This is a genomic window from Synechococcus sp. CS-197 (genome assembly GCF_025128215.1).
GTDB lineage: Bacteria > Cyanobacteriota > Cyanobacteriia > PCC-6307 > Cyanobiaceae > Synechococcus_C.
This window is the reverse complement of the sequence record NZ_JAHLZC010000017.1, coordinates 104,627-128,924: the sequence shown is the minus strand read 5'-3', so window position 1 is coordinate 128,924 and position 24,298 is coordinate 104,627. Positions and strand designations below refer to the sequence as shown.

The window sequence follows — 24,298 nt, the reverse complement described above, 5'->3', positions numbered from 1 at the left end:
CGACTACAGAATTTCCACAGAATCTGTTAGGCCAACTGGCACGCCCTTGTCAACGCTTGGCCGGCGTACTCCAGGCAGCGCCGCTGCGGGCTTTGGGGCCCCACACCTGATCGAGCCGGCGGTCACGACCGCAGCTGAACCGGTAGAAGCGGTAGCGCAGCGTGTTGTTCTTGGCGTAGTTCTGGTGGTACCCCTCGGCAGGCCAGAACTTTTTGAGGGGCTTGATCTCCACCTTGATCTTGGCTTCAGGCACCCCCAGCTCTCTGGCGGCCGCAGCGCGGCTGGCACGGGCAGCCTGAGCCTGAGCTTCGCTGTTGGTGAAAATCACCGGCCGATAGGAATCGCCCCTGTCGCAGAACTGGCCACCACCATCGAACGGATCCACATTGCGCCAATACGACTGCAGCAGGCGGGGATAGCTGATCTTGGCCGGGTCAAACCGCACCTCCACCACCTCCTGGTGCCCCGTGGTCTCGCTGGTCACCTGCCGGTACGTGGGCTTGGCCACGCTGCCGCCGCTGTAACCACTCTCCACCGACAGCACCCCGGGAAGTTTCTCCAGATCACTCTCCAAACACCAGAAACATCCCCCGGCGAGCACGGCATTCTCCACGGCCGCAAACACGGATCCAGGAGCCCCAAACAGCAGGGCTCCCACCATGAACAGAGGCAGAACGAGGCGCATCACGAGGCGGTTGTGGTGGGGGGCAGCTGGTCGAGAATGGCGCGGGCGGCGCGATCGGTCACGCCAGGCTCGCCCAGCGTTTCGGTGAGCCGTTTGTAGCCACTCAACATGGCCTGCCGCGCTGCGTCATCAGCGAGCAGCGGCGCCGCCAGCTCCACGAGATGGTCCGCATCAAATGAATCCTGGAGCAGCTCCGGCACCAGGCGCTCACCCAGCAGCAGGTTTACCTGAGAGATGTGCTTCACCTGAAAGCGCAGCAGGTGACGGGCCACCCAGGCCGTCACCCGGCTCACCCGATAGCCCACCACCTGGGGCACACCATGGAGCGCCAGCTCAAGGTTCACCGTGCCCGATTTGCCCAGAGCCAGGTCGGCTGCCGCAAACAACCACGGCTTCAAGGTGTCGGCGTCTGCGGACGGCACCACGGAGCCACGCACACCAGCCGCAGCCAGGGCCTCCTTGAGGGGCTGCTCGAAGGAGGCCAATCCGGCCGGAACGATCACATCCAGGGAGGGATCCCGGGCCTGAAGGCGGGCAGCAGCCTCCACCAACACCGGCATCAGGTACTTCAGCTCCTGAGGCCTGGATGCAGGGAACAACAAGAGCAGCCGCCCTTGCGGCGGCAGCGACAGCCGCGCGCGGGCAGCAGCCCGGTCCGGACGGTTGGCAACACTGTCGAGCAGGGGGTGGCCAACCCAGGTCACGTCTGCGCCCCGACTGGCATAGAACGTCGCCTCTTCCGGGAAAATGGCCAGGATCCGATCGGTGAACTTGAGCAGCTGGGTGGTCCCCCCATCACCAATGCGCCAGGCCCACTCCTGAGGTGCGATGTAATAAGTGATCGGAATCGAAGGCAACCGCCGCCGCAAATTGTTGCCCAGGCGCACATTCGCGCCCATGTAATCGATCAACACCACCCCATCAGGGGGTCGCTGCTGCAGCACGTGATCCACGCGGGCCTGCAGCTTCAAGGTCGGTAGCACCAGAGGCAAGGCCTCCCACAGGCCGATCGCGCCCATGGGCGCCGTGTCCGCCAGCAGTTCAGCACCCGCCGCCTGCATGCGGCTGCCACCGAGGGCGAGCACTTCGAGGTCCAAGCCCCTGCGGGCAGCCTGCCGGTGCAGGGCCTCGATCAACAGGCTTCCCTGCAGATCACCGGACACCTCCCCGGTGCTGATCAGCAATCGCACCATCAGCGCGAGCCGAGAGCCGGCATCGGGCCACGACGCCCCGGAGCAATGGAGCGCTCCAGGAAGGAGCAGAGGTGATCCGCCAGAGGCAGCAAGGACTGCTCCCGGGCCAGCTTGAGGCCATCGGCGATCACATGCTCCGAGCGGTACAGCAACGACCAGATCTCCTGCAGTTGCTTGAGCTCCTGGCCATCGTCCTTGCGATCAAGGCCCCGCCGGCGCAGTCCCACCCGATTGAGGCCACGCACCCGACCCGGGTGTCCCTCCACCAGGCAGTAAGGCGGCACATCCCGGTCCACCCGGGTCATGCCGCCCACCATCGCCATGCCACCGATGTGCACGAACTGATGAATCCCCAGGCAACCACCGATCACCGCCCGGTCTTCGATGAGCACGTGGCCGGCCACCTGAATGCTGTTCGACATCACGATGCCGTTGCCCAACTCACAGTTGTGGCCGAGATGGCAGTAAGCCATCAGAAGGTTGTGATCGCCGATGCGGGTCTGTTCACCCTCATCGGTCGCCCTGTTGATGGTGACGCACTCGCGAATGGTGTTGTGATCGCCGATCACCACCTCCGTGGGTGCACCTTTGTATTTCAGATCCTGAGGTTCCTGTCCGAGGCAGGCGCCGGGATAAATCTTGTTGTGCTCCCCGATGACCAATTGACCATCAAGCACGGCATTGGGGCCGACCCAGGTATGAGCCCCGATGCGCACGTCGGGGCCCACAACCGCGCCCGGACCGATCACCACGCCCGCTGCGAGCTCAGCGCGTGGGTCGACCACCGCGAGGGGGTGCACTTGGGCAGGCCGGTTTTCGGCAGTCACAACAGTGGAATGCTGTTCGCTCATCATGGTCAATCCACCAGCGAGAACATCAGCTCGCCAGAACACACCAGCTGGCCCTCCACCGTGGCTTCCGCCTTCACCTTGCCGAAGCGCTGACGCTTGAGGCTGAGCAACTCGCAACTGATGCGCAGCTGATCACCCGGAACAACCGGACGGCGAAAACGCACGCCGTCGATGCCCGCGAACACGAACAGGCCTTTGGGGAGATCGGGCATCTGGGTGACGATCAAACCGCCCACCTGAGCCATCGCCTCCACGATCAGCACACCAGGCATCAGCGGTCGATCGGGGAAATGCCCTTGGAACTGGGGCTCGTTCAGGGTCACGTTCTTGATGGCGACGGCCTTTTCACCAGGAACGTGCTCCAGCACCCGATCCACCAGGGCAAAGGGGTAACGGTGCGGCAACAAACCCATGATCTGCTCGGCGTTGAGCACGGGCTGGGAAGTCACAGCGTCGTTGGCGGAGGAAGGTGTCAAAACAGTCAGGGCTGGACAGGGGAACGATCGGCCAGGGCCGCCGCCAGGTCGGCATGCAGACCGTGGGAGCCGCGGTAGACCAGCACCTGCGCCCGCGGGAATCCCACGAGTGCCAGGTCGCCGATCAGGTCAAGCAGCTTATGGCGCACCGGTTCATCCGGAAAGCGCAGCGGTGGGTTCAGCCAGTGCTCTCCATCACACACCAGGGCATTATCAAGCGCCCCACCCTGGATCAGGCCCGCAGCACGCAGGTGCTCCACCTGGTCCCGAAACCCGAAGGTGCGAGCCGGAGCGATCTCCTCAACGAAACGCTGCGGCGTGAGCTCCAACGTGAATTGCTGCCTGCCGATCGCCGGCTGAGGGAAATCAATCACGCCCACCACGCTGAACTGCTCGGCCGGGGTCGCGGTGATCACACTGCTGCCGCGATGCAGGGCAAGTGGGTGCTCGAGCTCGGGGCGCTGCGGATGCCAACCGGGAACCTCCAGCAGATCCGCTTCCGCGATCGCCTCCACCCAGCCCAGGGCTGAGCCATCGAGCAGGGGAATCTCCTCTCCATCCACCTCGAGCAGGGCATGGGTGAGCCCACACCCCGCCAGCGCTGCCAACAGGTGTTCCACGGTGGCCAGCCGACGGCTGCCGAGATCGAGGGTGGTGCACAACTGGCTGTCACGCACCTGGGACGGCGCGAGCCGCACGGGCGCAGCGTCATCGGACGCCCACTGCACCCACACCCCCGGTTCGAGCGACGGCTTCAGCGTCACCGACACCGGCTGGCCACTGTGCAAGCCGATTCCACTGCGATGCACAGGCCCAGCCAGGGTCCAGGCACCGTCGTAATCAACGGGCCAGCGAACCATTAGAACTTCCAGCCCACACCCAGGTTGAAGCGCCACTCCCCGGTGAAGTCCTGGCTGGCCACTTCCAGTCGCAGCGGACCCACGGGCGTGGTCACGATCACACCCACACCAGGGGAGACGCCTGATCCGGGCTTCTTGAGCAGTTGACCGGGCTTACCGGGAACACTGGCCTGGGTCCCGAAATCCGTACCGGCATCGAAGAACACCTCGCCGGAGAAGATGCTGATGATCGGGAAGCGGTATTCGATCGTGGCTTCACCGAAACTGCGGCCCACCGCCAGGTCGCAGTCGAACCAGCCGCGCACCGAGTTGGAGCCACCCAAACAGAAGGCTTCGTAGGGAGGCAATTGGCCCACGATCGTGCCGGCCTTCACCTGGAAGGCGAGCGCCTGAGGACAGTTCTCCTTCTCACCGGGCTTGGGTCGGCAACCCTTGAACAACTTGAGCCACTTCACGGGAATGAAGTGGGTGTAAGTGGTTCGGAAACGGTTGAAAGTTGGTGAGTTCGGTCCGATGGACACGTACTGCTCCGTACCGAAACTGAAGAAGTTTCCGGAGGTGGGATTGCGACCGTCGTTGAGGGTGTTGTAGGTGGCCGCAAAACGCACACTGGCCAGGTTGTTTTCGTCCGCGCAATCAAAGGCAACGCAAATCACCTCGTCGTTGGGAATGCGGCCGTCGCGAATGTTGCCGCTGGGCACGCCGTAGGGCCGGGTGTCGCCGTTGAAATTGATCGGCCGCACATTCTGGAGATTCACACCAGCCAGCACCTGCCAGGGCACCTTCTTGAACGGGTCACCGCCGTTGAGGGGTCTGGCGAAAATAACGTTGCCTCCGATTCGCTGCAGGGCAACGGAGTCGCCTTCGAAATCAAACCAGCTCTCTTCAGGGAACTGCCTGCTGGCATTGGCCACATTGTTGAAGCGCCGGTCTGCAGGGTTGTTCCGGTTGTTGATGTCGTAGGCGTACCTGGAGTTGTTGTCCTCGTAATCCGTCACGGTGACGATGTCGCCCTCGTTCTGGCTCTGGAACACCTGGGGAACTTCCCGGCTCAAAAAGATGGACGTCCGGAAGGATGTGCGGTGCTTGTCTCCCTTGATCCAGGGATCTGTAAAGGTGAAATTGGCAAGACCACCGAACTGTCCGTAGGTGATGTTGAGCGCAAGATTCCAGGCGCGACCGAGCAGGTTGCTGTCTGACAGCTGCACCTGACCGAACACACCCTGGCTCTGGCTGTATCCCAAACCACCGGAGAGGGAGCCGGTGGATTGCTCCACGATCCCGAGCACAATGGTGATATTGCCCGGCTCCCCAGCCACAGGCTTGAGGGTCACCTTGATGTCGCTGAACAGCGAGGTGCTGTAGAGGCGCTTGATGTCCTCTTCCAGTTGTTTGCGGTTGAAAGGTTCGCCCGGCTCAATCGAAATTTCGCGGGTCACCACCCAGGGTTTGGTTTTGCCCTTCAGCGGCTCGCCCTTGTCGTCGGTGGTTTCGCCTTCCTTGGTGATGAACTCAACTTGGACGCCATCAACGGTGCCGATCAACACCTTGAGTTGCACCACACCATCAGGGCTGACACGGGTCGGCCCACTGACCCTGGCCAGGGAATACCCCTCGTCGGCGTACCACTTCTGCAGCTCCTTCATGCGCAGCTGCAGCTCGTTGAGGTTGAGCGTGCGTCCGTAGTCAGAGCTGAACGTGTCCTCAATCACCTCCGGCTTGATTTTGTTGTCGTCTGGCTCCAGCTCCACCCGGGTGAGCACCGGATTGGGCACCACCTGCACCACCAGCTGCACACCGAGCGGGCCGTTGATCGGCTCGATGCGTACATCGGAAAACCAACCAGTGGCATAGATGGCGTCGAGGTCGAGCTTGAGCTCCTCCCGGGTCACCCGGCTGCCCGGACGCACGCTCATCGCGTCGTAGGCCGCCAATTCAAGGCGTTCCTGCTCCGGATGATCGGCGATGCCTTCAATGATCACCTCAGTGATCAACACCCTGGGGCTGGCGGGAGCCTGGGGAAGCGTTTCTGCCGCAGGTGCTTGCTCGGCAGGCGCGGTTTGAGCCGGCGCCGCCGGCGTCACGTCGATCTCTTCAGACGTGCTCTGCTCGACCTCAACTTCTCCAGAGGCACCGCCGGCCTGAACCACTTCGGTTTCAGAGGCCTCAACTTGAACTGCTTCAGCCTCCGCCTGCGCCCTGGCCGGAAGGGCCATCAGCGGCAGCGATAGCGCCACTCCAAGAACGCTCCGCCGAACGGTTGTCCTGGTTCGGCGGGAGGAGAAGGTCACCATGGGGGAGACGGAAGTCGGCCGGACAGGCCACAAACGTCTGGAGAACCTACCCGCAGTTCCGGGGTTGTGGGCATGCCCCTTGTACCCGTTTGCAGACCTCCCCGTAGGCCTCGATCACGCCGCCGAGATCCTTGCGGAATCGATCCTTGTCGAGAATGCGCTCATTGGCATCGGTGCTGCTGAGGTCCCAGAGGCGGCAGGTATCAGGACTGATCTCATCAGCAACCAGCAGCTCACCGGCCTGATTCAGGCCCAGTTCCAACTTGAAATCCACCAGCTGCAAGCCCAGGTCTTTGAAAAACGGCTGCAGCACAGCATTCACCTGACGGGCCAGCGCCTCCATGCGCTGGCGTAGCTCCGCACTCACCACACCAAGCAGGGCGATCCGGGCATCTGTGAGCAGCGGATCTCCCAGCGCATCATCTTTGTAATAAAGGTCGAGCAGGGCGGGATCGAGGGCTGTGCCCTGGGGGATCGGGGTTTCTCGGCACAGCGATCCGGTGGCCGTGTTGCGCAGCACCACCTCGATCGGGATCACCTCCACACGCTGCACAACCATCCAAGTGGCATCGGCAACACCCACGTAATGCGTGGGGATGCCATGGCGCTCGAGCAGCTCAAACAGGCAGGCCGAAATCTGGCAGTTCAGTCGGCCCTTGTGCTCGAGCTGGGCTTTCTTCTGGGCATTGAAAGCGGTGGCGTCATTCTTGAACTCCACCAAAACCTGCTGGTCGTCTGCGCTGGCATAGATGCGTTTGGCTTTGCCTTCGTAAAGGAGCTCGCCGTGGGACAGGGTCATGGCTGTGCGGAGAAAACGGTCGCGTCGGCCTCGGAAGCCTCTGATTCTCCCAGTGCAGCATGCCCTCCCGGCGCGCGCGGGGAGCGCAGCTCCTGATCCAGCTGCTCCCGTTGACCCGGCGTCAACACCGGCGCATCGCGATCGAGATCCAAGAGGGTGAAGCGATCATCCACCCGCGTGGCCAGGCGGCGCAGACGCTCGCGCGGACGATCTCCAGTGCCGCCGTTCTCCAACTCCAGCGTCAGCTGCAGCCGCAGAAGATCCTCCGCCAAATTCCAGGCCTGCACAGCGGCCGCCTGATCCAAAGCCGCTTCCAACAGCGGCCCGCTGCGCTCCGGTTCCAGCTCACCCAACAGCTCGGACGCCAAACCAAGCCGGCGGGCAGCCGCCTCTCCGGTACGACGCCCAGCCAGCAGGGTGATCACAGCCTCAGCTGCGTCGCCGTTGGCGATCTGGTGATCCGCGAGCACATCAAGACCAGACCGCGTTAACGGCTGCCCGGCATCATCCAGCCCCACCACAAGCGCTTCAGCCTCCAGTCGGGAAGGATCGCCTTCAGCCAGGCGCAGGAGGGCCAGGATCGCCCGCTCCTGATCCAGAGCCGCAGCGGCCGCACGCCAGGAGAGCAGCAGCCACTCCCTGCGCTGCTGGCCTGGCGCTGGGCCGTAGCGACTGAGCACCACAGGCACACTGTCGGGCGCCTTGCACTGCATCAGCGCCCGAGCGTTGGCCATCACCACCGCAAAGGGCTGGGGAGCCGGTGCTACCTCCATCAAGCGATTGCGCAACAAGCGCAATCGCTCCTCCAGCCCGAACTGAGCGGCATCCGCACAGGCCAGCTGCAACGCAGGAAGATCGCCCTCGAGCAGCACAGCCTCGAAGGCTTCCGGCGCCATCGCCTGCTCCAGCACCGGAGCCGCATCGTTCTGAAGCCGTGACTCCTCCACCGGAATAGGGATTGCCGCCAGCAGAAGCGTCAGGGACAGGGGAAGAAAACCCATGGGCCGGCAGGCGCTCAACAAAGATGGATGGATCCCATCACGATCGTCGACCGTGATCGGGCGTTCAAACCTAAGGGTCTTCGACCATCACGCCTGCCTCCATGGCCCATTCCAGCCCCCGTCCTCAGTCCCTGCCCCCCCTGCACCGCCTGCTTGTGGTGGGCGGTGGCGGCCGGGAGCAGGCCCTGGCCTGGGCGCTGCGCCGTTGCCCAGGGGTCAACGAGGTCTGGGTCACCCCGGGCAACGGCGGCACCTTGGATCTGGAAGGCTGCCGGGCTCTCGGGATCAGCGAGCTGGATGCCGACGGCCTGATCGCGCACTGTCGCGACCATGCCATCGATCTCGTGGTGATCGGCCCGGAAGCCCCCCTGGCCGCTGGGGTGGCCGATCGCCTGCGGGAAGCCGGACTGGCGGTGTTCGGACCGGGTGCCGATGGTGCACAGCTGGAGGCCAGCAAAGCCTGGGCCAAGCAACTGATGCAGGAGGGAGGAATTCCCACTGCCGGGCACTGGGCTGTCTCGGAACTCCCCGAAGCACTGGCCGTGCTCGATCGCCTGCAGCGGCCTTTGGTCGTCAAAGCTGATGGTTTGGCCGCCGGGAAGGGGGTCACCGTGGCCGAGACCATCGAGGCCACTGCAGCAGCGATCCAGGAGGCCTTCGCAGGCCGGTTCGGCAGCGCCGGCGAACGCCTGGTGCTCGAAGAACGTCTGCAAGGACCTGAGGTCTCCGTGTTCGCCCTCTGCGATGGCGAACGCATGGTGCTGCTCCCCCCCGCCCAGGATCACAAGCGTCTGCTCGAAGGAGATCGGGGTCCCAACACCGGCGGCATGGGCGCCTATGCCCCAGCCCCGCTCCTCGACGCCGCCGGCCTCGAGCAGGTGAGGGCGCAGGTGCTCACGCCAACGTTGCGTGCCCTGCGCAACCGCGGCATTCAGTACAGGGGTGTGATCTACGCCGGCCTCATGCTCACCGCGACCGGCCCCCAGGTGATCGAATTCAACTGCCGGTTTGGGGATCCGGAGTGCCAAACCCTGATGCCGCTGATGGGGCCGGAACTGGCCCAGGTGCTTCAGGCCTGCGCCCTGGGATGCCTGGATCTGGCCCCAGCGCTCACCATCACCGAGGCCTGCAGCGCCTGCGTGGTAACCGCCGCCGAGGGCTACCCCGACGCACCGAAAAAAGGGGATGTGGTTCTCCTGGCGCCGGACGACGATCCCCAGCGCCAGCTGTTCCACGCCGGGACCCGCCGGGATCAAGACGGTCGCCTGCTCACCAGTGGAGGGCGGGTCCTGACCCAGGTGGCCCAAGCTGACACGTTCGACCAGGCCTTTGCTCGCGCGTACCAGGCCCTGGAAACGGTGGACTACAGAGGAATGCAATACCGCAGAGACATTGGTCATCAGGTGCGCCGGTCTTAGGCTCAGCCAACGCAAGTCGAAGCCATGGCCAGCGAACCAGCGACGGCCTCGAACGATGGCCGGGCCTCATGGGCGGTGATCGACTCCAAGCCCAGTGACGACCAAAACTGGACAGAGCGCATTAGCGCTTGGTGGGCCGAATTCAGCCTTCAAACCAAACTGCTGGCGGTGGCCACCCTGGTGGTGAGCCTGATGATGACGGGCATCACCTTCTTCGCGCTCAATGGCATCCAGCGCGATGCCGCCATGAACGACACCCGCTATGCCAGGGATCTCGGGCTCCTGCTCGCGGGCAATGTGAGCGAACTCGTTGCCGAAGGGCGCGATCGGGAATTGGCCAATGTGGCCGAAACGTTCTGGCGATCCAGCCGAAGCCTCCGCTACATCTTTTTCGCCGATCCGGAAGGAATCGTCTACCTGGGGATTCCCATTAGCGGAAGCAATAGCACCTCAGATGGTGATCTCCGCCTGAATCGACGCCTGGAGCTCCCCGCGGAAATGCGCAACCGCCCCAAGAACCCCCTGGTGCGGCAGCACATCACCCCCCAGGGCCTGGTCACCGATGTGTTCGTTCCCCTTGTGGAACAAGACCGCTATCTGGGTGTGTTGGCCCTCGGGGTGAACCCCAACGAAACGGCTCTCGCGAGCGCGGCCCTCACCCGGGAGGTGACGGTGGCGGTGTTCATCTCCATCTGGGTGCTGGTGATCCTGGGGGCCGTGTTCAACGCCCTCACCATCACCCGACCGGTGAAGGAGTTGCTTCGCGGCGTGCGCTCGATCGCCGATGGCGACTTCCGCGCCCGTATCGGCCTCCCCGTGGGCGGTGAACTTGGCGAACTGCTGGATGGCTTCAACGCCATGGCTTCCCAGCTGCAGGTTTACGACGCAGCCAACATCGAGGAACTGCAAGCCGCGCAGGTGAAACAGGCCTCGCTCATCGCCACCATGGCGGATGGCGCCGTTCTCCTCGATGGCGATGGACGGATCGTGCTCGCCAATCCAACAGCTCGGCGTCTCTTCCGCTGGGAAGGACGCAACCTCGAGGGGAAAGACTTTCTCAACGAACTCCCCGAGCTCCTCGCCGTGGAACTGCATGAGCCACTCGAGGCCGTCTCGAGCAACCGCACCGACACCAACGAGCTGCGCAGCAGCATCGGTGATCCAGCACGAACCCTCCGTTTCGTTCTGCAAGCTGTGCGGGAACCCAGTGGAGAAACCCTGAAAGGCTTGGCGGTCACGATCCAGGACCTGACCCGCGAAGTGGAGTTGAACGCGGCTCAGAGCCGCTTCATCAGCAACGTGTCCCACGAACTGCGTACGCCTCTGTTCAACATCAAGAGCTACGTGGAAACCCTGCACGACATGGGGGATCTGCTCAGCGACGAAGACCGACAGGAGTTTCTGGGCATTGCCAACGCTGAAACCGATCGCCTGACGCGACTGGTGAATGATGTGCTCGATCTATCGCGGTTGGAATCCAGCCGCAGCGTCACCTTCGCGCCGATTGAAGTCCGTCCAGGGCTGGAGCAAACCCTGCGCAGTTATCAGCTCAATGCATCCGACAAGCAAGTGGAACTGAGCCTTGAAGCGGATCCAAACCTCCCCGACATTCTGGGCAACTGGGATCTGCTGCTCCAGGTGCTCGACAACCTTGTGGGCAACGCTCTCAAATTCAATCGCAAAGGCGGTCAGCTGATGATCCGTGCCTACACCTGGCCAGACAGTTGCCAGATGACACCAGCGCACCCGGAAAGCGAAGGGCCAACCTGCCCACTCGCTTCACCGCTTCCGCGCATGCGCGTCGAGATCTGCGACACCGGTTACGGCATCAGTCCCGACAATCAACAGCGGATCTTCGAGCGTTTCTACAGAGTTGAAAATGCCGTGCACACAGAAGTGGGGACCGGTCTGGGCCTGTCGATCGTGCGCGGCATCCTCGAAAAGCATGGAACCGAAATCCGCATGGCCAGTGAACCCGATGTCGGCACTACCTTTTGGTTTGATCTACCGCTGGCTCAGGAAGATCCCGACGAATTGCAGTGGAAGGCTGAACGGCAGCGAGAAGCCTGATCAGGCATCGGGATCCACGCCCCGGGCAATGCGCAAGAGTTCGCTGCGCTCGTCGGTGGTCACGCGATGGGGAACGCCGGAGATAATCCGCTCGAAATTGGAGAAGGAGTCCTTGATCTGAGGACCATTGCCCGTGATCACGAATTCGCGGATCCCTTTGTCGTGCCATGAGCCGCGCATTTTGAACACGTTCAGAGCCCGGGCCATCTCCCCACGGATTTCCACGTATTGCAGAAGCAGGATCGTGTCGGTGATGGTGGAGATATGGGAATCCGTGATCGAGTGGCTGCCCATGAACTCTTCAGAGGTGTTCGTGAAGAATCCGGCGATCTCCTCCTGCTTGGCATAACCGGTCACACCGATCACAAACTGCCGGAAGGCGTTGTGACTGACGCCACGGGCCAAAGCAGAGAGCGAGTCAATCGCCATCCGCGAGGGCTTGAACTGACTGATCTCGGTTTTGATGATCTGCAGGTGATCTTCCAGACCTGTCGACTCGGGATAGGCACAGATGATCTTCAGCATCCCGTCCTGCTCCATCTGCTCGAAGTCGATGCCCCAACTGGTGGCATTTCGCAGCAGCTGGGCGCGTGATTCCTCGTAGGCGAACAGGATGGCCCGCTCTTCATTCCGGCAGGCATCCTCGATGAACTTCGACACCAGCAGGGTCTTGCCGGTTCCGGTGGCACCGGTGGCAAGAATGATGGAGTCTTTGAAGAAGCCACCCCCGCACATTTCGTCGAGCCGCGGCACTCCGGAGCTGACCCGCACATTCGAGGAGCGCTGGGTGAGGCGCATCGCTCCGAGGGGGAAGATGCTGATGCCATGGGCTCCCATGGTGAAAGGGAACTCCCCCTTCATGTGCGTGGTTCCCCTGAGCTTGAGGATCTCCACCGTGCGCCGGCGACGCTCGCCCTCGAGCACATTGCGCAGAATCACCACGTTGTCGGAGACGAATTCCTCAACGCCATAGCGAGCGATCGGGCCGTACTCGTCGATCCGTTCCGTGGTCATCACCGTGGTGACACCAATCTCTTTCAGACGGGCGATCAAGCGAAAGATCTCACGACGCACCACAAACACCGCGTCGTACTGCTGGAACACCGCCGTGATCGAATCGATGGCCACCCGCTTGGCCTTGTATTTACGAATGGCGTAGTTGATGCGTTCGATCAGACCCGACAGATCGAAGCTTCCGGCCACATCCTGACCATCGGGATCGGGTGATGCATCAAGGATGAAGAGCTTGTCCTGCTCCACCATCTCCTGCAAGTTCCAACCAAAGCTGGCGGCGTTACGCAGGATATCGAGGGGCGACTCTTCAAAGGTGACGAAAATTCCCGGCTCATCAAAGTGAGCGATGCCGTTGTGCAGAAAGTGCAACGAAAAAACGGTCTTACCAGTTCCGGACGTTCCGCTGATCAAGGTGCTGCGACCGATCGGCAGACCGCCTTGACAGACATCATCGAAGCCCTCAATCCCTGTTGGGAGCTTCTGAACCTGCATCTGTGGCGAACCACTGGAGCTGGAGATCTGCATGATGGCGAGCTTATGGAGAAACGCTAAAGAGAAAAACGAAGCAAACGGTCAAGCACACGGTCTGGCTTAAGAATCTGAATCCGTTGTGTCTGCATCTTCCAACGCATCCATCAGCGTCGATGTGAGGCTGTTGTCGGCAAGTTCGTCGTAGAGAAGGTCCAGACCGATCAGCACCCTCTCCCGATCCGATAGATCGCCGATGATGCGGCGCACCGGAGGAGGCAGGATTTTGGAGAGCGTCGGTGTGGCCAGGATCTTGTCTTCTTCCGCCAGCTGCGGGTTCTTGAGAACGTCAATCACTTTGAGGGCGTAAACGCCTTTGAATTCCGTTTCAAGAATGTTGCGCAGGGTTTTCAAAGCACGCATCGAGTTGGGCGTGTTCCCAGCCACGTAGAGCTTGAGGATGTAGGTCTTCCGTGGGCTCATGAGGACACCTCCGAATCCATCAGGGAGCGGCGTTGCTCTGACGGGACCGCCAAAGCGACCTCGGGGGGAATGGAGCGGCGATACATCTCGCAGAGATGGGCCATGACGTCGAGCAGAGCGAGCCGATAGTCCTGAAGAAAATCGTTCTTGTGCCCTTCAAGTCTGAGTTGCTTCCAGAACTCGTCAATCAGATTCATGTGGATCTCCACAGTGCGGGTGATGGGCAGGTCGCCGAAGAAGGCCGTATTCACAAAACTCTCCAGGGCCTGGTTGGCCGCGGCCGGATCACGGAAGTAACTGATCAACAGATCGCGGTAGGTGCGCTGCAGGGACCGCAACAGCTCCCGCTGCTCATCAGGGGGGAGGTTGGCCAGAAAACGGGATGGGTCCCGCTTGTAAAACACACCCAGGTAGCCCAGGCGCTCCTGAAGACGGCTCGAGAGCTTCCACGCACTGCTTGCGCTCTCGGCGGAGGACGGTGCCGATCCATCCTCCGGCCTTGCTTCCTTCTGGCCCTGGCGCAGAAACCGGGAAATGGCGGCGTCCACGTTGTATCCCAGCTGCTCAAGCTGATCGACAGGAAGATGCACCTCCTCCGGGTGGTAGTCCACCCGCCCCATCAGTTCTCCAACCACCACAGCCGGGAAGAGCAACCCGCCGCGACGCAGACCTTCGCGGGTGGTCTCGTCGAGAAGCGACTGCTCAATGACCACCGCATCCACCGCTTCACGCTGATGGGCCAGGACTTCGAGAAGTCCTTCACCGGAGGCGGCCTGGTGCAGATCCACAGGCTTGTAACGGTTCACGGGCAGCCACTGCGTACAAGCATCCACAAGCTCCTTTGAGGTGAGAAGCAGAGCGATCGTGAGTGCTGGACGAGCCATCCACCGCGCAGGGTCCTGAGCTGAATCTTGACGAAGGGGACAGCAAAGGCCGAAGATCTTTGTTTGTCTTTCGATTGCGGTTCAGGCCAAATCGGTTCGCCGAGCCTGACCGCGTCCTTTCGTTTCATGGCCGAAACCAGCACCAGCCAATCCGCCGCTCCCGACACCGGCACCTACGCCATCGTTGAGGCCTCAGGCCAGCAGTTCTGGCTGCAACCCAACCGTTATTACGACCTCGACCGCCTTCAGGCTGATGTCGATGCCACGGTCACGCTCGACAACGTGCTCCTCGTGAAGGACGCCACGGGAACAACCCTCGGCAAGCCCTATGTGAAGGACGCCAGCGTTGAGCTGAAAGTGATGGCCCATCGCCGCGGCCCCAAGGTGATCGTCTACAAAATGCGACCCAAGAAGAAAACCCGTCGTAAGAATGGTCACAGGCAGGAACTCACCCGGGTGATGGTTCAGTCCATCTCCGTCGGCGGCAAGTCCATCAGCTGATTCGAACCACCCTCAGCCCCTTCACAATCTTCACCACCACCCCATGGCACATAAGAAAGGCACAGGTTCAACCCGCAATGGACGCGATTCCAATTCCAAGCGCCTCGGCGTGAAGGCCTATGGCGGCGAAAGCGTCACCGCCGGATCCATCCTGATCCGCCAGCGCGGCACATCCGTTCTCCCCGGTGTGAATGTTGGCCAAGGCAAAGACGACACCCTGTTCGCTCTGACCGACGGCGTCGTGAAATTCGAAACCATCCGTCGCGGCCTGCGCAATCGCAAGCGCATCAACGTGGCCACCGCAGCCGGCTGAACGGCGCAGTCGTCAGTGATTCCGGGATGAACGCAACGCCTGTTTCAGGGTGACGACCATTCCGAGAACCGTGAGCCCCAGGACGATCGCCGTTCTGGGGCTTGGTTCATGGAACAGATGGGCAAGTTCCAGTGGCAGAGCCAGCGCGAGCACACCCACCAGGAGCCACTCACCCCAATGCCGACCTGTCCAGGTGGCCCAAGCAGCCAACAGGATCAGCCCGGAGTACACCGAGGATGCAACCGCCAGCCGCAGCAGGCGCGTGGGACCCAGAACAGTGCCCTTCTCCGCCATGTGGGAGAGCAGTTCGCGATCGGCTTGTCCCCAGGTCTGGGCGAAATCCGACAGCTCGGCGTAGTGGCTTTGACCGAAGAACGCAGCAAGGCTGATCGCCAACAGAACGAGCGCGAGCAGGACTTTTTTCAAGACGATCAGCTTGATCAGCCAGCGTCCTTGGCCCTGGGACTGCGCCATCGAATTGCTCAGGTCTCGAGCGGACGGTAGACCCTGGTTGTGATCAATAAGGGGTGGAAGACCTCCAGAAAATGCCCTTGGAGGCAACGGAAGAAGCTGTCGACAAGCTCTGGATCGTCGAAATGGAAGGGGTACTCACCCTCATGTCCTTTGAAGAAATACCAGTTCAGAACGGCCCGTCCACCAGCCCGTAGGCGGCGATGAAACTCCATCAGCTGGCCGGCCGGATCGGGCAGATGCTCCAGCACATCCAGACAAACCACCGTGTCGAAACTCTGACCGGGAAGGCTCTCGAGATCGCGATGCACGGAGAGCCGATCTTCAAGACCGAGCGCTGCCGCGCGCTGGGCAACAAACGCGCGGTTCTGGGGATTGAGATCCACAAACCACACGTGCCGAACGTCGCTCAACCCAGCGGCCGCGAGGGCATGGGTGCCGATGCCCCCTCCGAAATCCAGCACATCCCCATGGGCGAACTGCTGCTGCAGGCGCAGGGTGTCGGCGATGTAATCAGCACTGCTGAGATGCCAAGCCGCCAACTCGAGCAAGTGGCCTGTGCCCACAGTGTCTTCATAAAACATCTCCGCGCGCTCGGGATCAAAAGCACCGGGATGCATGGCCGCCAGATCCTCCTTGCTCTGAGGCAGCCGCTGCTCCACCTCAGCCTTTGACAGGGAGAGATAGGAGGCGAGGTGATCCTTCACTGAAAAACCACTGGCCAGAAACTCCTGGATCGTCACGTCTCCGGTCGCAATCTCTGGCTGCATGACCTGCCTGCTGATGCCGGCAAACTTACGTGCGAGCCAGGTGCCACAGTCGAAACCCTGCACCATTCCTGCCCTGCCGTTGACTGCGCCCCTTGGCTTTGCCGTGATCGACAAGCCGGCTGGCCTCACCTCCCACGCCTGCGTCGCTCGGATCCGGCGCCTGCTCGGCATCCGACGGGTCGGCCATGGCGGCACCCTGGATCCAGCGGTGACAGGAGTTCTGCCGATCGCCGTCGGGCAGGCGACCCGCTTGCTGCCCTATCTCCCCGGCGACAAGACCTACCGGGGAGTGATCCAGCTGGGCATCACCACCAACACTGATGACCTTGAGGGAGAGATCAGCTCACGCCAGCCCTTGCCGGCCCTGAGCAGCGCCGAGCTGGAGCAGGCGCTTGCCCCATTCCGCGGCCTCATCCAACAGCGCCCGCCGCAGGTCTCAGCCGTTCATGTGGATGGCGAACGCGCCCATGCCAGAGCGCGGCGCGGTGAACAGATGGATCTGCCGGAGCGCGCCATCACGATTCACCACCTGCACCTCCTCAATTGGTGCCCGGAACAGGGGCAATTGCGCGTTGAAGTGCACTGTTCAGCAGGCACTTACATCCGTTCGCTGGCCAGAGATCTGGGCCAGAACCTGGGCTGTGGGGGCTGCCTGGCCAGCCTGCGCCGCACCCAGGCCCTTGGGTTTCAAGACGCGCAGGCGATCCCCCTGCCAGAGCGGCCGGAGCCGGGGGCCACCGCGACAGATCCACCGGCGCTGCCTCTGCTTCCTCCGCAGGACGCCCTCGCGCACCTCCCGCAGCGGCGCCTGTCCGCCCGTGAGCAGGAGGACTGGAGCTGCGGACGGCGGATCACCCCAGGAGCCGACCAGGAGAGCGACGCGGTGGTGGTGCTCAGCGAGGGAGGGCGCATGCTCGGCCTGGGCGTGCCGGATGGGACGGGTGGGCTGCAACCAAAAGTCGTGTTCGAAGCCCGAGGCTGACCTGAAGACGGGTCAGTACCGTGCTGTGCCAGAGACGGACGTCAGCGCATCCGATGGCCGGCCACAGCAAATGGTCCCAGATCAAACGCACCAAGGCGGTGGTGGATGCCAAACGGGGCGCAGTGTTCACGCGGATCGGCCGCGAGATCACCGTTGCAGCCAGACAGGGGGCTGATCCCGATGGCAACTTCCAGCTCAGAACGGCCATTGCCAAGGCCAAGGCCGCCGGCGTTCCAGCTGGCAACATCGAGCGGGCGATCGCCAAGGGATCAGGGCAGGGCGGAGAGGCCATCAAGCTGGAATCCATCCGCTACGAGGGGTATGGCCCAGGCGGCGTGGCCGTTCTGGTGGAAGCCCTCAGCGACAACCGCAATCGCACGGCGGCGGAGCTACGCCTCGCCTTCAGCAAACACGGCGGCAACCTCGGCGAAAGTGGATGCGTCAGCTACCTGTTCCAGCATCGGAGCGAGGTGAGAATTGAGGCTGACGCAGAGCGCGAAGAAGCGCTTCTGGAAAGCCTGCTGAGCCTCGAAGCCGATGGCTATGAACTCGGCGACGACGGCCAAGCCCTGGTCCATGGCCCCTACGAAGTCCTCGAGTCCCTGCAGAACGGGCTCAGGCAGCAGAGCTGGCAGGTTCAGGAGTGGACCCATGCATGGCATCCCCTCACCCAGGTGGTCCCCCAGGATCCAGACACCACCCGGCAGTGCCTCAAGCTTCTCGAGGCACTCGAGGACCTGGATGACGTGAACAGCATCAGCACAAACCTGGAGATCGACGACGCCTTCGTGCCGTGAGCCGATGGAGGGTCCGCTCAGGGGGCAGACGCCGTTGTCGCCACTCCCCAGCCTCCGCCACCAGGGGTCGCAATCAACAGACGATCCCCTGGCTGCACCTCCAGTTGGGCGCATCCCTGAAGCGGTTCGCAGGAACCAGTCGCGCGGGTGAGACGCGCAGCCCCGGGCGCGCCATCCTCGCCACCCTCAAGACCAAAGGGTGCCACCAATCTTGAACCCGACAGCAGCGCCGCTGTCATCGGTTCCAGGAATCGAAACTCCCGCACCAGGCCATCGCCCCCGGGCCAACGGCCGGCACCACCACTGCCAGGGCGGAATCCGAAGCGCTCCAGCCTCACGGGAAAGCGTTGTTCGAGGATTTCAGGATCCGTGAGCCTTGAGTTGGTCATGTGGGTCTGCACACCACAGGACCCAGGGAAGCCCGGACCCGCGCCGCCGCCCCCTGCGATCGTTTCGTAGTACTGCCGCCGCCCATCACCAAAGGTGAGGTTGTTCATCGTGCCCTGAGCCGCCGCCATGGCACCCACCGCGGCAAACAGAAGGTTGCAGAGCGCCTGGGAGGTTTCCACATTCCCCGCCACCACCGCAGCAGGCGGTCGGGGATTGAGCAGACACCCCTCCGGCACCACCAGGGTCAAGGGCTGAAAACAACCGGCATTGAGGGGGATCGGCTCCTCGACCAGGCAGCGCAGCACATACAGCACGGCGGCCTTGGTGACTGCCAGCGGAGCATGGAAATTGTGATCGCCTTGCAGAGAGCTGCCGCTGAAATCGAGCACCGCTTCACGACGGTGCCGTTGCACCCGCAACGCCAGCCGCAGCCAGGCCCCGTTATCCAGCTGCACCTCGCAGTGCCGCTCTTGCAAACGATCGATCAGGCGGCGAACGGTGCTCGCGGCGTGGTCTTGCACATGCTGGAGATAGCGACCCACGCGCGCTCGCCCCTCAACTTGAAGCAGCGTTTGGAACAGCTGCAGTCCGAGGTGGTTCGCCGCCACCTGAGCTTGCAAATCAGCCCAGAGCAAATCCGGAGCCCTGAGGGGGAAGGGCTGCTGGCGCACCAGCTCAGCCCAGCCGTCTTGATTCAGAACGCCCTGTTGCACCAGCCACCAGTTGCGCACCAGCAACCCTTCCTCGCTGATCCGCCTGCTGAAGGGGGGCATCGACCCCGGGGTCAGTCCCCCCACATCCGCGTGGTGCCCGCGGCAGGCCACGAACGCAAACGGTGCATCCAACCGATCGCTGAACACCGGCGTGATGGCGGTGATATCTGGCAGGTGGGTGCCGCCGTGGAAGGGGTCGTTGCTGATGATCGTGTCGCCGTCCCGTAACGCAGGACGGTCGCCCCGACGCACCTGCAGCAGCAGATCGGCCACCGCATCACCCATGGAGCCCAGATGCACGGGGATATGGGGAGCATTGGCCACCAGGGCACCCTCTCCATCGAAGAGGGCGCAGGAAAAATCAAGCCGTTCGCGGATGTTCACCGAGCGACTGGTCTGACGCAGCCGCTCTCCCATCCGTTCAGCGATCTGCATGAACCGGTGATGGAACAGGCTCAGATCCACAGGATCGGGGCTCTGCGGGGGGCAAGGTTCGCGACTCGCAGCGGCAGGCATCGCCGCACCCCCAGGTCGCGCCCCATCCATCTCCAGCGACAGACTCCCGTTCGGCAGTCTCCGGGCTGACCAACCAGGCTCCAACACGGTTCCAGCGGTGGGATCGAGGATCAAGGCCGGGCCCTCCAAGCGCTGATTCACGGAAAGCTGCAGCCGTTGCACCACCGGAACGGCACACCATCCGCTCTGCGGCCAATGCACCATCGCTGCATCAGGAACGCTGGCGAGAGTTCCGGCAGGCCCTACGCATTCGTCCTGGCCCTGCGCCGAGAGCTCCGCCGCAGCCAGCACCTCCACGTCGATCCGCTCCACCACCAACCGGGTGTCGGGAGCTGGGGCATAGCCGAAGCGCTGCTGGTGCGCCTGGGCAAAGGCTGCCCGCAGATTCTCCAGGGAAGGCTGTTGCGGAGGAGGCTCAAGAGCGATGAGCAGTCCCTGTTCCGCGGCCCCATCCCGCAGTTCCAGGTGGACCCGCTGCTCCCCCACCGCCACGGAACGACCGCACACCTGCTCCAGGGCAGCGTGGGCCAAGGCCAGCTGTTCGGCGACCAGGGCTGGCAAGCGGGTCAGGCAGGCGCCATCGAGGGGCTCGCGCACCGCCGCCTGCCGCAGCTGCCGCGGACGGGCCTGAGCAATCCCATAGGCCGAGAGCACCCCGGCCAGGGGATGCAACAACACCTGGCGCAGCCCGAGGGCAGTGGCCACGCGACAGGCCAACTGGCCGGCCGCACCGCCATAGGCGACCAGGACGCCCCCACGTATGTCATGACCGCGGAACAGAGAGACCTGACGGATGGCTGCTGCCATGGCCTCAACCGCGAGGTCGAGGGCCCCTTCCGCCAAAACCTCCGGTGTGCGCTGCAGCGATTCAGCCAGAACAGCGAACTTGTTCTGCGTGATCGCCAGGTTCGGATGGGCATCACGATTCGGACCAAACACCGCCGGGAAAGCCTGAGACTGCAGCCGGCCCAGCAGCAGATGGGCATCGGTGATGGTGAGGGGTCCACCCCTGCCGTAACAGGCTGGTCCTGGATCGGCTCCTGCCGAGCGGGGCCCCACCAGCACCCGTCCGCCATCGTCATGAATGATCGAGCCTCCCCCGGCAGCCACCGTGTGAATCGGCAATCGCGATGCCGTGAGCAGCAAACCGGCGATCTCTGTTTCGGGGCTGCGGTCCCAGTCGCGATCGGCCGCCCCTGCCGGTAGGCAGAACACATCGGTGCTCGTGCCTCCCATATCCACGCCCACCAGGGGGAGATGCCCCACACCGGCCTGTTGGGCCGCAGCCACGGCACCGACCATGCCCCCCGCCGGCCCAGACAGAATGGTGTCCTTGGCCAGCAGAGACCTTGGGGCCTGCAGGCCTCCACTGGAGGTCATCACCCGCAGCAGGGGGCGTCCCTGCAGCGCAGCCTGTACCTGGTTGAGGTAGGTCTGCAAAACCGGCCGCACAGCCGCCTCCACCAGGGTGGTTTGGCCCCTGGGAACCAGTCGGGGCAGAGGGCTCACCTGGTGGGAGCCAATCACCGTCTCAAAGCCAGCGGCGAGCACCGCCTCCGCCAGGGCCCGTTCATGGGCTGGCGTCCGCCAGGCATGCATCAAGGCGATGGCACAACTGCGCAGACCCGCGGCGCGATGGGCCTGCAACCGGCTGATCAGAGCGGCATCGATCACCAGCGGCTCCAGCTCGCGCCCCGCCGCATCCAAACGTCCCGAGACCTCCTCAACTGCCGCGATCAGGGAAGGTGACGGGGGAATCTCCAACGCGAAGAGGTCCCGCCGGTGCTGATCACCGATGCGCAGCAGGTCGGCCAGGCCCTTGTTCGTGAGCAACAGCACGGGCTCCCCCTTGCCCTCCAGCAGGGCATTGGTGGCCACGGTGGTTCCCAGACGCAGCTCCTCGATGCCTGATGGGGAACCGAGGCCTTCCGTCGCCATGAGCGCCTGGATCGCATCCACCGCCGGATCGCCCTTCAGGCCGGGCTGCACCGACAGCACCTTGCGCACGATCAGCCCTCCGTCAGGCCGGCGTGCGACCACATCGGTGAAGGTGCCGCCGCGATCAATCGAGAACTGCCAGCGCGTCACGGTGCCGAAAGACGGGCATAGGCGGCATCATCCACCCACACGTGCACCTGGGGATGCCGCTGCAGCCAGCTGGCGGGAACCAGGTCAGTGCTGGGCTCCAACAAGGCCGCGCGCAGAATCTCCGCCTTGGCGCTGCCGGTCACGATCAGGTGAATCACCTCGGCACTGAGAATCTCCTGCAACCCGAGCGTGATCGCCTGCTTGGGCACAGCCTCGGAGTCACCGCCGAAGGCGTCAGCGTTCTGAATCCGTGTCGCTGCCTGCAACGTCACCACGCGGCACGGGCTGTCGACCCCTGAGGGCGGTTCGTTGAAGCCCACATGGCCATTGCTGCCCAGGCCAAGAAGCTGGAGGCCGAGTCCCCCGGCCTGCTGCACAGCCGTGCTGTAGCGACGCGCCTCCAAACCTGGATCGCTGGCCTTGCCGTCAGGAAGTCTGACCCGGTCGGTCGGTAGATCCAGGGGACCCGCCAGGTGGGTCTGCATGTAAGCCGCAAAGCTGCGCGGATCCCCGACCGGCAGCCCCACGTATTCATCGAGGTTGAAACTGCACCAGTGCTCCCGTAGCCACTGCAGATCGAGCGCAGGCCAGCGCTTCAGCCGCGCACAGAGCGCCGCATAGAGAGGCTCCATGGTGCGGCCGGTGGCCAGGCCAAGAGGACGGAAGTGTTGCTGCTGAACACCCGTCTGCAGGGACGCATCCAGCACATCCACCACCGCATCCATCAGCGCAACGGGATCAGGGCGGCGCTGAACCGAGATGGACGGGGGAAGCTTCGACACAGATCGGGCAGGGATCAACCCCACCAGGCTGGCTCCGGTCCTGGGCTGAATGCCAGCGCTGGATCATCGCTCGGCCGGTAGGGACGAATCTGCACCCCTCGGTAGTAGTGAAGAAGAATCTGGCGAAAATCAGCCCCTTGCTCAGCAAGACCGTGGGCTCCCCATTGGCTCATACCCACACCGTGCCCATACCCCTGGCCTTGTGCTTCGAGCACAAGGCTGTTTGAACGATCAAGGCTGTTCGGGCGGTCGTGGCTGTTCGGGCGGTCGTGGTTGCTGAAAGTGAGAGGCATCTGCAGCGGTGGTGGCGGTGGCGGTGGTGGCGCAAGCCCCGGATCCGCAGCTTCAGTGGAGCCACTGGCCGAATCGCTCCAAAGGCCGATCAGAGCCGGCCGCGCGCGGGCTGGTTCGGAATCCAACGGACGTGCTGGAGAGAGCTCCCTGTCGCCATCGCTCACCATGGCGAAACGCACCATCGTGCTTTTGAGGCCAAGCCGCTGACGCAGCTCACGCCCTGACAGAACCAACGCCCCTCTCGGCCCCTGAATACGAGCCGAGCGCACCCGCCCAGTGGAACTGGTGCTCAGAACACGCACTGTCTCCACTCCGCCGGTCTCCTTGAAGAGCCGTTGAAGATCGCTGCCATCGAAGCGCTTGTTCCATCGGTGCACAGGGCTGTGGTCGTCGTGATCGCGAACGCTCACCAGATAGGGCAGTTGTTGGCGCCACACCTCGCCGCTGGGCTCGGTCGCCCCACCCGAGCTGCTGTGGAACACCGCATTGATCAAACGGCCGCCATGCACCAGAACCAGGGATCGGGTGGTATCGACGGCCTCCCGAGTGCGTGGGGTCTCCGATTCGACGCCCTTGTACACCTGGCTGGCAACGGTGGCTTTCACATCGAAGTCGCCCTTTTTACCCCGCTGCCGGAGGGCGTAGGTGCGTGCGGCAACCGCTTGGGCCTGGAGCGCGGGGAGCGGCCAGCTGGCCGGCATCTCACTGCCCACCACACTGGGCAGATAGGTCTCGATCCCAAGCCTGTTGATGGCCAGCACGCGACCGCCCCGGGGCAGAAGCAGCACATCCCCGCGGTAGCGCCGCTGGCCGAGCCAGAGGCCCCTGGGATCATCCGTGGACACGCGCAGGGATGGCGCTTGACCCAAACCATCGAGAAGCAGGGAGCCGCCACGGAGGCTGACCGACAACCGCTGCAGAGAGCGCTCCTGTCCTCCGAGGCCGCGCACCCGCAGCGGCAGCGCAGCATCGGCCCTGAACTGCAGCGTCTGTGCTTCGGCAATAAGAACCCGCATCATCGGCTCCTGGGCGGTCACCGCAACCCGCGGCTCACCCGCAAGGGCAGCGACGGCAAGGGGCGCCAGCGCGACAGCCCTGAGCACTGGCCGCAGGTTGGAGACGAACGGGGACACTCCAGGCACCGATGGGCGCCCAGTGTGCCCCTCCTGTTGCCGGAGAGCCAGG

The 24,298-nt window shown here is 63.3% G+C and carries 22 protein-coding genes; 6 read left to right on the top strand and 16 right to left on the bottom strand.

Features of this window, described 5'->3' with window-relative positions; translation table 11 throughout:
- Window positions 1-49 precede the first annotated feature (49 nt).
- From msrA to KQ296_RS07575, 8 genes are read right to left on the bottom strand one after another with little or no spacing between them, the layout of a single operon-like run.
- Window positions 50-685 (bottom strand): peptide-methionine (S)-S-oxide reductase MsrA, encoded by a 636-nt coding sequence (gene msrA / locus KQ296_RS07610; RefSeq protein ID WP_011933850.1) that lies wholly within the window; start codon window positions 683-685, stop codon window positions 50-52.
- Window positions 685-1,878, bottom strand: a complete 1,194-nt coding sequence (gene lpxB / locus KQ296_RS07605) for a lipid-A-disaccharide synthase (RefSeq protein WP_011933851.1) — start codon at window positions 1,876-1,878, stop codon at window positions 685-687. Before lpxB ends, msrA begins: the two co-directional genes overlap by 1 nt.
- Window positions 1,878-2,732, bottom strand: coding sequence for an acyl-ACP--UDP-N-acetylglucosamine O-acyltransferase (gene lpxA, locus KQ296_RS07600; RefSeq protein WP_399240767.1), 855 nt, complete (start codon window positions 2,730-2,732; stop codon window positions 1,878-1,880). Before lpxA ends, lpxB begins: the two co-directional genes overlap by 1 nt.
- 2 nt (window positions 2,733-2,734) lie before the next feature.
- Window positions 2,735-3,205 (bottom strand): 3-hydroxyacyl-ACP dehydratase FabZ, encoded by a 471-nt coding sequence (gene fabZ / locus KQ296_RS07595; RefSeq protein WP_041428667.1) that lies wholly within the window; start codon window positions 3,203-3,205, stop codon window positions 2,735-2,737.
- A gap of 5 nt (window positions 3,206-3,210) precedes the next feature.
- Complete coding sequence (gene lpxC / locus KQ296_RS07590) at window positions 3,211-4,065, bottom strand: UDP-3-O-acyl-N-acetylglucosamine deacetylase (RefSeq protein ID WP_011933854.1); 855 nt, start codon at window positions 4,063-4,065, stop codon at window positions 3,211-3,213.
- Window positions 4,065-6,359 (bottom strand): BamA/TamA family outer membrane protein, encoded by a 2,295-nt coding sequence (locus KQ296_RS07585; RefSeq protein WP_011933855.1) that lies wholly within the window; start codon window positions 6,357-6,359, stop codon window positions 4,065-4,067. Before KQ296_RS07585 ends, lpxC begins: the two co-directional genes overlap by 1 nt.
- A gap of 46 nt (window positions 6,360-6,405) precedes the next feature.
- Window positions 6,406-7,158, bottom strand: a complete 753-nt coding sequence (purC, locus tag KQ296_RS07580) for a phosphoribosylaminoimidazolesuccinocarboxamide synthase (protein WP_011933856.1) — start codon at window positions 7,156-7,158, stop codon at window positions 6,406-6,408.
- Window positions 7,155-8,159 carry a hypothetical protein gene (locus tag KQ296_RS07575; protein ID WP_011933857.1) on the bottom strand — a complete coding sequence of 335 codons (1,005 nt, stop codon included), beginning with the start codon at window positions 8,157-8,159 and terminating at the stop codon, window positions 7,155-7,157. Before KQ296_RS07575 ends, purC begins: the two co-directional genes overlap by 4 nt.
- 101 nt (window positions 8,160-8,260) lie before the next feature.
- Here KQ296_RS07575 and purD point away from each other — a divergent pair, with 101 nt between their 5' ends.
- Both purD and KQ296_RS07565 read left to right on the top strand, forming a co-directional pair.
- Window positions 8,261-9,577 carry a phosphoribosylamine--glycine ligase gene (purD, locus tag KQ296_RS07570; RefSeq protein ID WP_011933858.1) on the top strand — a complete coding sequence of 439 codons (1,317 nt, stop codon included), beginning with the start codon at window positions 8,261-8,263 and terminating at the stop codon, window positions 9,575-9,577.
- Between the two features lie 24 nt (window positions 9,578-9,601).
- A complete protein-coding gene (locus tag KQ296_RS07565; RefSeq protein WP_011933859.1) occupies window positions 9,602-11,647 on the top strand; it encodes an ATP-binding protein in 2,046 nt (681 codons plus the stop codon).
- On the opposite strand, the gene kaiC is transcribed toward KQ296_RS07565, so the two are convergent.
- The 3 genes from kaiC to KQ296_RS07550 form a co-directional block, all read right to left on the bottom strand.
- A complete protein-coding gene (gene kaiC / locus KQ296_RS07560; RefSeq protein WP_011933860.1) occupies window positions 11,648-13,186 on the bottom strand; it encodes a circadian clock protein KaiC in 1,539 nt (512 codons plus the stop codon).
- A gap of 66 nt (window positions 13,187-13,252) precedes the next feature.
- Complete coding sequence (kaiB, locus tag KQ296_RS07555; RefSeq protein WP_011933861.1) at window positions 13,253-13,612, bottom strand: circadian clock protein KaiB; 360 nt, start codon at window positions 13,610-13,612, stop codon at window positions 13,253-13,255.
- Entirely contained in the window at window positions 13,609-14,496 is an 888-nt protein-coding gene (locus tag KQ296_RS07550) for a circadian clock protein KaiA (RefSeq protein ID WP_011933862.1), read from the bottom strand. The genes kaiB and KQ296_RS07550 overlap by 4 nt, the downstream gene beginning before the upstream one ends.
- Before the next feature lie 126 nt (window positions 14,497-14,622).
- Here KQ296_RS07550 and rplU point away from each other — a divergent pair, with 126 nt between their 5' ends.
- Together rplU and rpmA are read left to right on the top strand one after the other, a co-directional pair.
- Window positions 14,623-14,997 carry a 50S ribosomal protein L21 gene (gene rplU, locus KQ296_RS07545; RefSeq protein WP_011933863.1) on the top strand — a complete coding sequence of 125 codons (375 nt, stop codon included), beginning with the start codon at window positions 14,623-14,625 and terminating at the stop codon, window positions 14,995-14,997.
- Between the two features lie 43 nt (window positions 14,998-15,040).
- Window positions 15,041-15,310: a 50S ribosomal protein L27 gene (rpmA, locus tag KQ296_RS07540; protein ID WP_011933864.1), complete on the top strand. Its 270-nt coding sequence runs from the start codon at window positions 15,041-15,043 to the stop codon at window positions 15,308-15,310.
- Between the two features lie 12 nt (window positions 15,311-15,322).
- On the opposite strand, the gene KQ296_RS07535 is transcribed toward rpmA, so the two are convergent.
- Together KQ296_RS07535 and KQ296_RS07530 are read right to left on the bottom strand one after the other, a co-directional pair.
- On the bottom strand, window positions 15,323-15,784 hold the full coding sequence (locus KQ296_RS07535) for a DUF2127 domain-containing protein (RefSeq protein WP_011933865.1): 462 nt from the start codon (window positions 15,782-15,784) through the stop codon (window positions 15,323-15,325).
- An 8-nt stretch (window positions 15,785-15,792) separates the two neighbouring features.
- A complete protein-coding gene (locus KQ296_RS07530; RefSeq protein WP_011933866.1) occupies window positions 15,793-16,551 on the bottom strand; it encodes a bifunctional 2-polyprenyl-6-hydroxyphenol methylase/3-demethylubiquinol 3-O-methyltransferase UbiG in 759 nt (252 codons plus the stop codon).
- A 79-nt stretch (window positions 16,552-16,630) separates the two neighbouring features.
- Here KQ296_RS07530 and truB point away from each other — a divergent pair, with 79 nt between their 5' ends.
- Both truB and KQ296_RS07520 read left to right on the top strand, forming a co-directional pair.
- Window positions 16,631-17,533 carry a tRNA pseudouridine(55) synthase TruB gene (gene truB, locus KQ296_RS07525; RefSeq protein ID WP_011933867.1) on the top strand — a complete coding sequence of 301 codons (903 nt, stop codon included), beginning with the start codon at window positions 16,631-16,633 and terminating at the stop codon, window positions 17,531-17,533.
- Between the two features lie 53 nt (window positions 17,534-17,586).
- Window positions 17,587-18,330: a YebC/PmpR family DNA-binding transcriptional regulator gene (locus KQ296_RS07520; RefSeq protein ID WP_011933868.1), complete on the top strand. Its 744-nt coding sequence runs from the start codon at window positions 17,587-17,589 to the stop codon at window positions 18,328-18,330.
- 17 nt (window positions 18,331-18,347) lie between these two features.
- On the opposite strand, the gene KQ296_RS07515 is transcribed toward KQ296_RS07520, so the two are convergent.
- From KQ296_RS07515 to KQ296_RS07505, 3 genes are read right to left on the bottom strand one after another with little or no spacing between them, the layout of a single operon-like run.
- Window positions 18,348-22,037 (bottom strand): hydantoinase B/oxoprolinase family protein, encoded by a 3,690-nt coding sequence (locus tag KQ296_RS07515; protein ID WP_011933869.1) that lies wholly within the window; start codon window positions 22,035-22,037, stop codon window positions 18,348-18,350.
- On the bottom strand, window positions 22,034-22,843 hold the full coding sequence (locus tag KQ296_RS07510; RefSeq protein ID WP_011933870.1) for a glucosamine-6-phosphate deaminase: 810 nt from the start codon (window positions 22,841-22,843) through the stop codon (window positions 22,034-22,036). Before KQ296_RS07510 ends, KQ296_RS07515 begins: the two co-directional genes overlap by 4 nt.
- Window positions 22,834-24,246 carry a SpoIID/LytB domain-containing protein gene (locus KQ296_RS07505; protein WP_011933871.1) on the bottom strand — a complete coding sequence of 471 codons (1,413 nt, stop codon included), beginning with the start codon at window positions 24,244-24,246 and terminating at the stop codon, window positions 22,834-22,836. Before KQ296_RS07505 ends, KQ296_RS07510 begins: the two co-directional genes overlap by 10 nt.
- Window positions 24,247-24,298 lie beyond the last annotated feature (52 nt).

What these genes read in the sequence shown, in the direction of transcription:
- msrA (WP_011933850.1), bottom strand. Translation starts at nt 685, where the DNA reads ATGCGCCTCGTTCTGCCTCTGTTCATGGTGGGAGCCCTGCTGTTTGGG.
- lpxB (WP_011933851.1), bottom strand. Translation starts at nt 1,878, where the DNA reads ATGGTGCGATTGCTGATCAGCACCGGGGAGGTGTCCGGTGATCTGCAG.
- lpxA (WP_399240767.1), bottom strand. Translation starts at nt 2,732, where the DNA reads ATGATGAGCGAACAGCATTCCACTGTTGTGACTGCCGAAAACCGGCCT.
- lpxC (WP_011933854.1), bottom strand. Translation starts at nt 4,065, where the DNA reads ATGGTTCGCTGGCCCGTTGATTACGACGGTGCCTGGACCCTGGCTGGG.
- KQ296_RS07585 (WP_011933855.1), bottom strand. Translation starts at nt 6,359, where the DNA reads ATGGTGACCTTCTCCTCCCGCCGAACCAGGACAACCGTTCGGCGGAGC.
- purC (WP_011933856.1), bottom strand. Translation starts at nt 7,158, where the DNA reads ATGACCCTGTCCCACGGCGAGCTCCTTTACGAAGGCAAAGCCAAACGC.
- KQ296_RS07575 (WP_011933857.1), bottom strand. Translation starts at nt 8,159, where the DNA reads ATGGGTTTTCTTCCCCTGTCCCTGACGCTTCTGCTGGCGGCAATCCCT.
- purD (WP_011933858.1), top strand. Translation starts at nt 8,261, where the DNA reads ATGGCCCATTCCAGCCCCCGTCCTCAGTCCCTGCCCCCCCTGCACCGC.
- KQ296_RS07565 (WP_011933859.1), top strand. Translation starts at nt 9,602, where the DNA reads ATGGCCAGCGAACCAGCGACGGCCTCGAACGATGGCCGGGCCTCATGG.
- kaiC (WP_011933860.1), bottom strand. Translation starts at nt 13,186, where the DNA reads ATGCAGATCTCCAGCTCCAGTGGTTCGCCACAGATGCAGGTTCAGAAG.
- kaiB (WP_011933861.1), bottom strand. Translation starts at nt 13,612, where the DNA reads ATGAGCCCACGGAAGACCTACATCCTCAAGCTCTACGTGGCTGGGAAC.
- KQ296_RS07550 (WP_011933862.1), bottom strand. Translation starts at nt 14,496, where the DNA reads ATGGCTCGTCCAGCACTCACGATCGCTCTGCTTCTCACCTCAAAGGAG.
- rplU (WP_011933863.1), top strand. Translation starts at nt 14,623, where the DNA reads ATGGCCGAAACCAGCACCAGCCAATCCGCCGCTCCCGACACCGGCACC.
- rpmA (WP_011933864.1), top strand. Translation starts at nt 15,041, where the DNA reads ATGGCACATAAGAAAGGCACAGGTTCAACCCGCAATGGACGCGATTCC.
- KQ296_RS07535 (WP_011933865.1), bottom strand. Translation starts at nt 15,784, where the DNA reads ATGGCGCAGTCCCAGGGCCAAGGACGCTGGCTGATCAAGCTGATCGTC.
- KQ296_RS07530 (WP_011933866.1), bottom strand. Translation starts at nt 16,551, where the DNA reads ATGCAGCCAGAGATTGCGACCGGAGACGTGACGATCCAGGAGTTTCTG.
- KQ296_RS07520 (WP_011933868.1), top strand. Translation starts at nt 17,587, where the DNA reads ATGGCCGGCCACAGCAAATGGTCCCAGATCAAACGCACCAAGGCGGTG.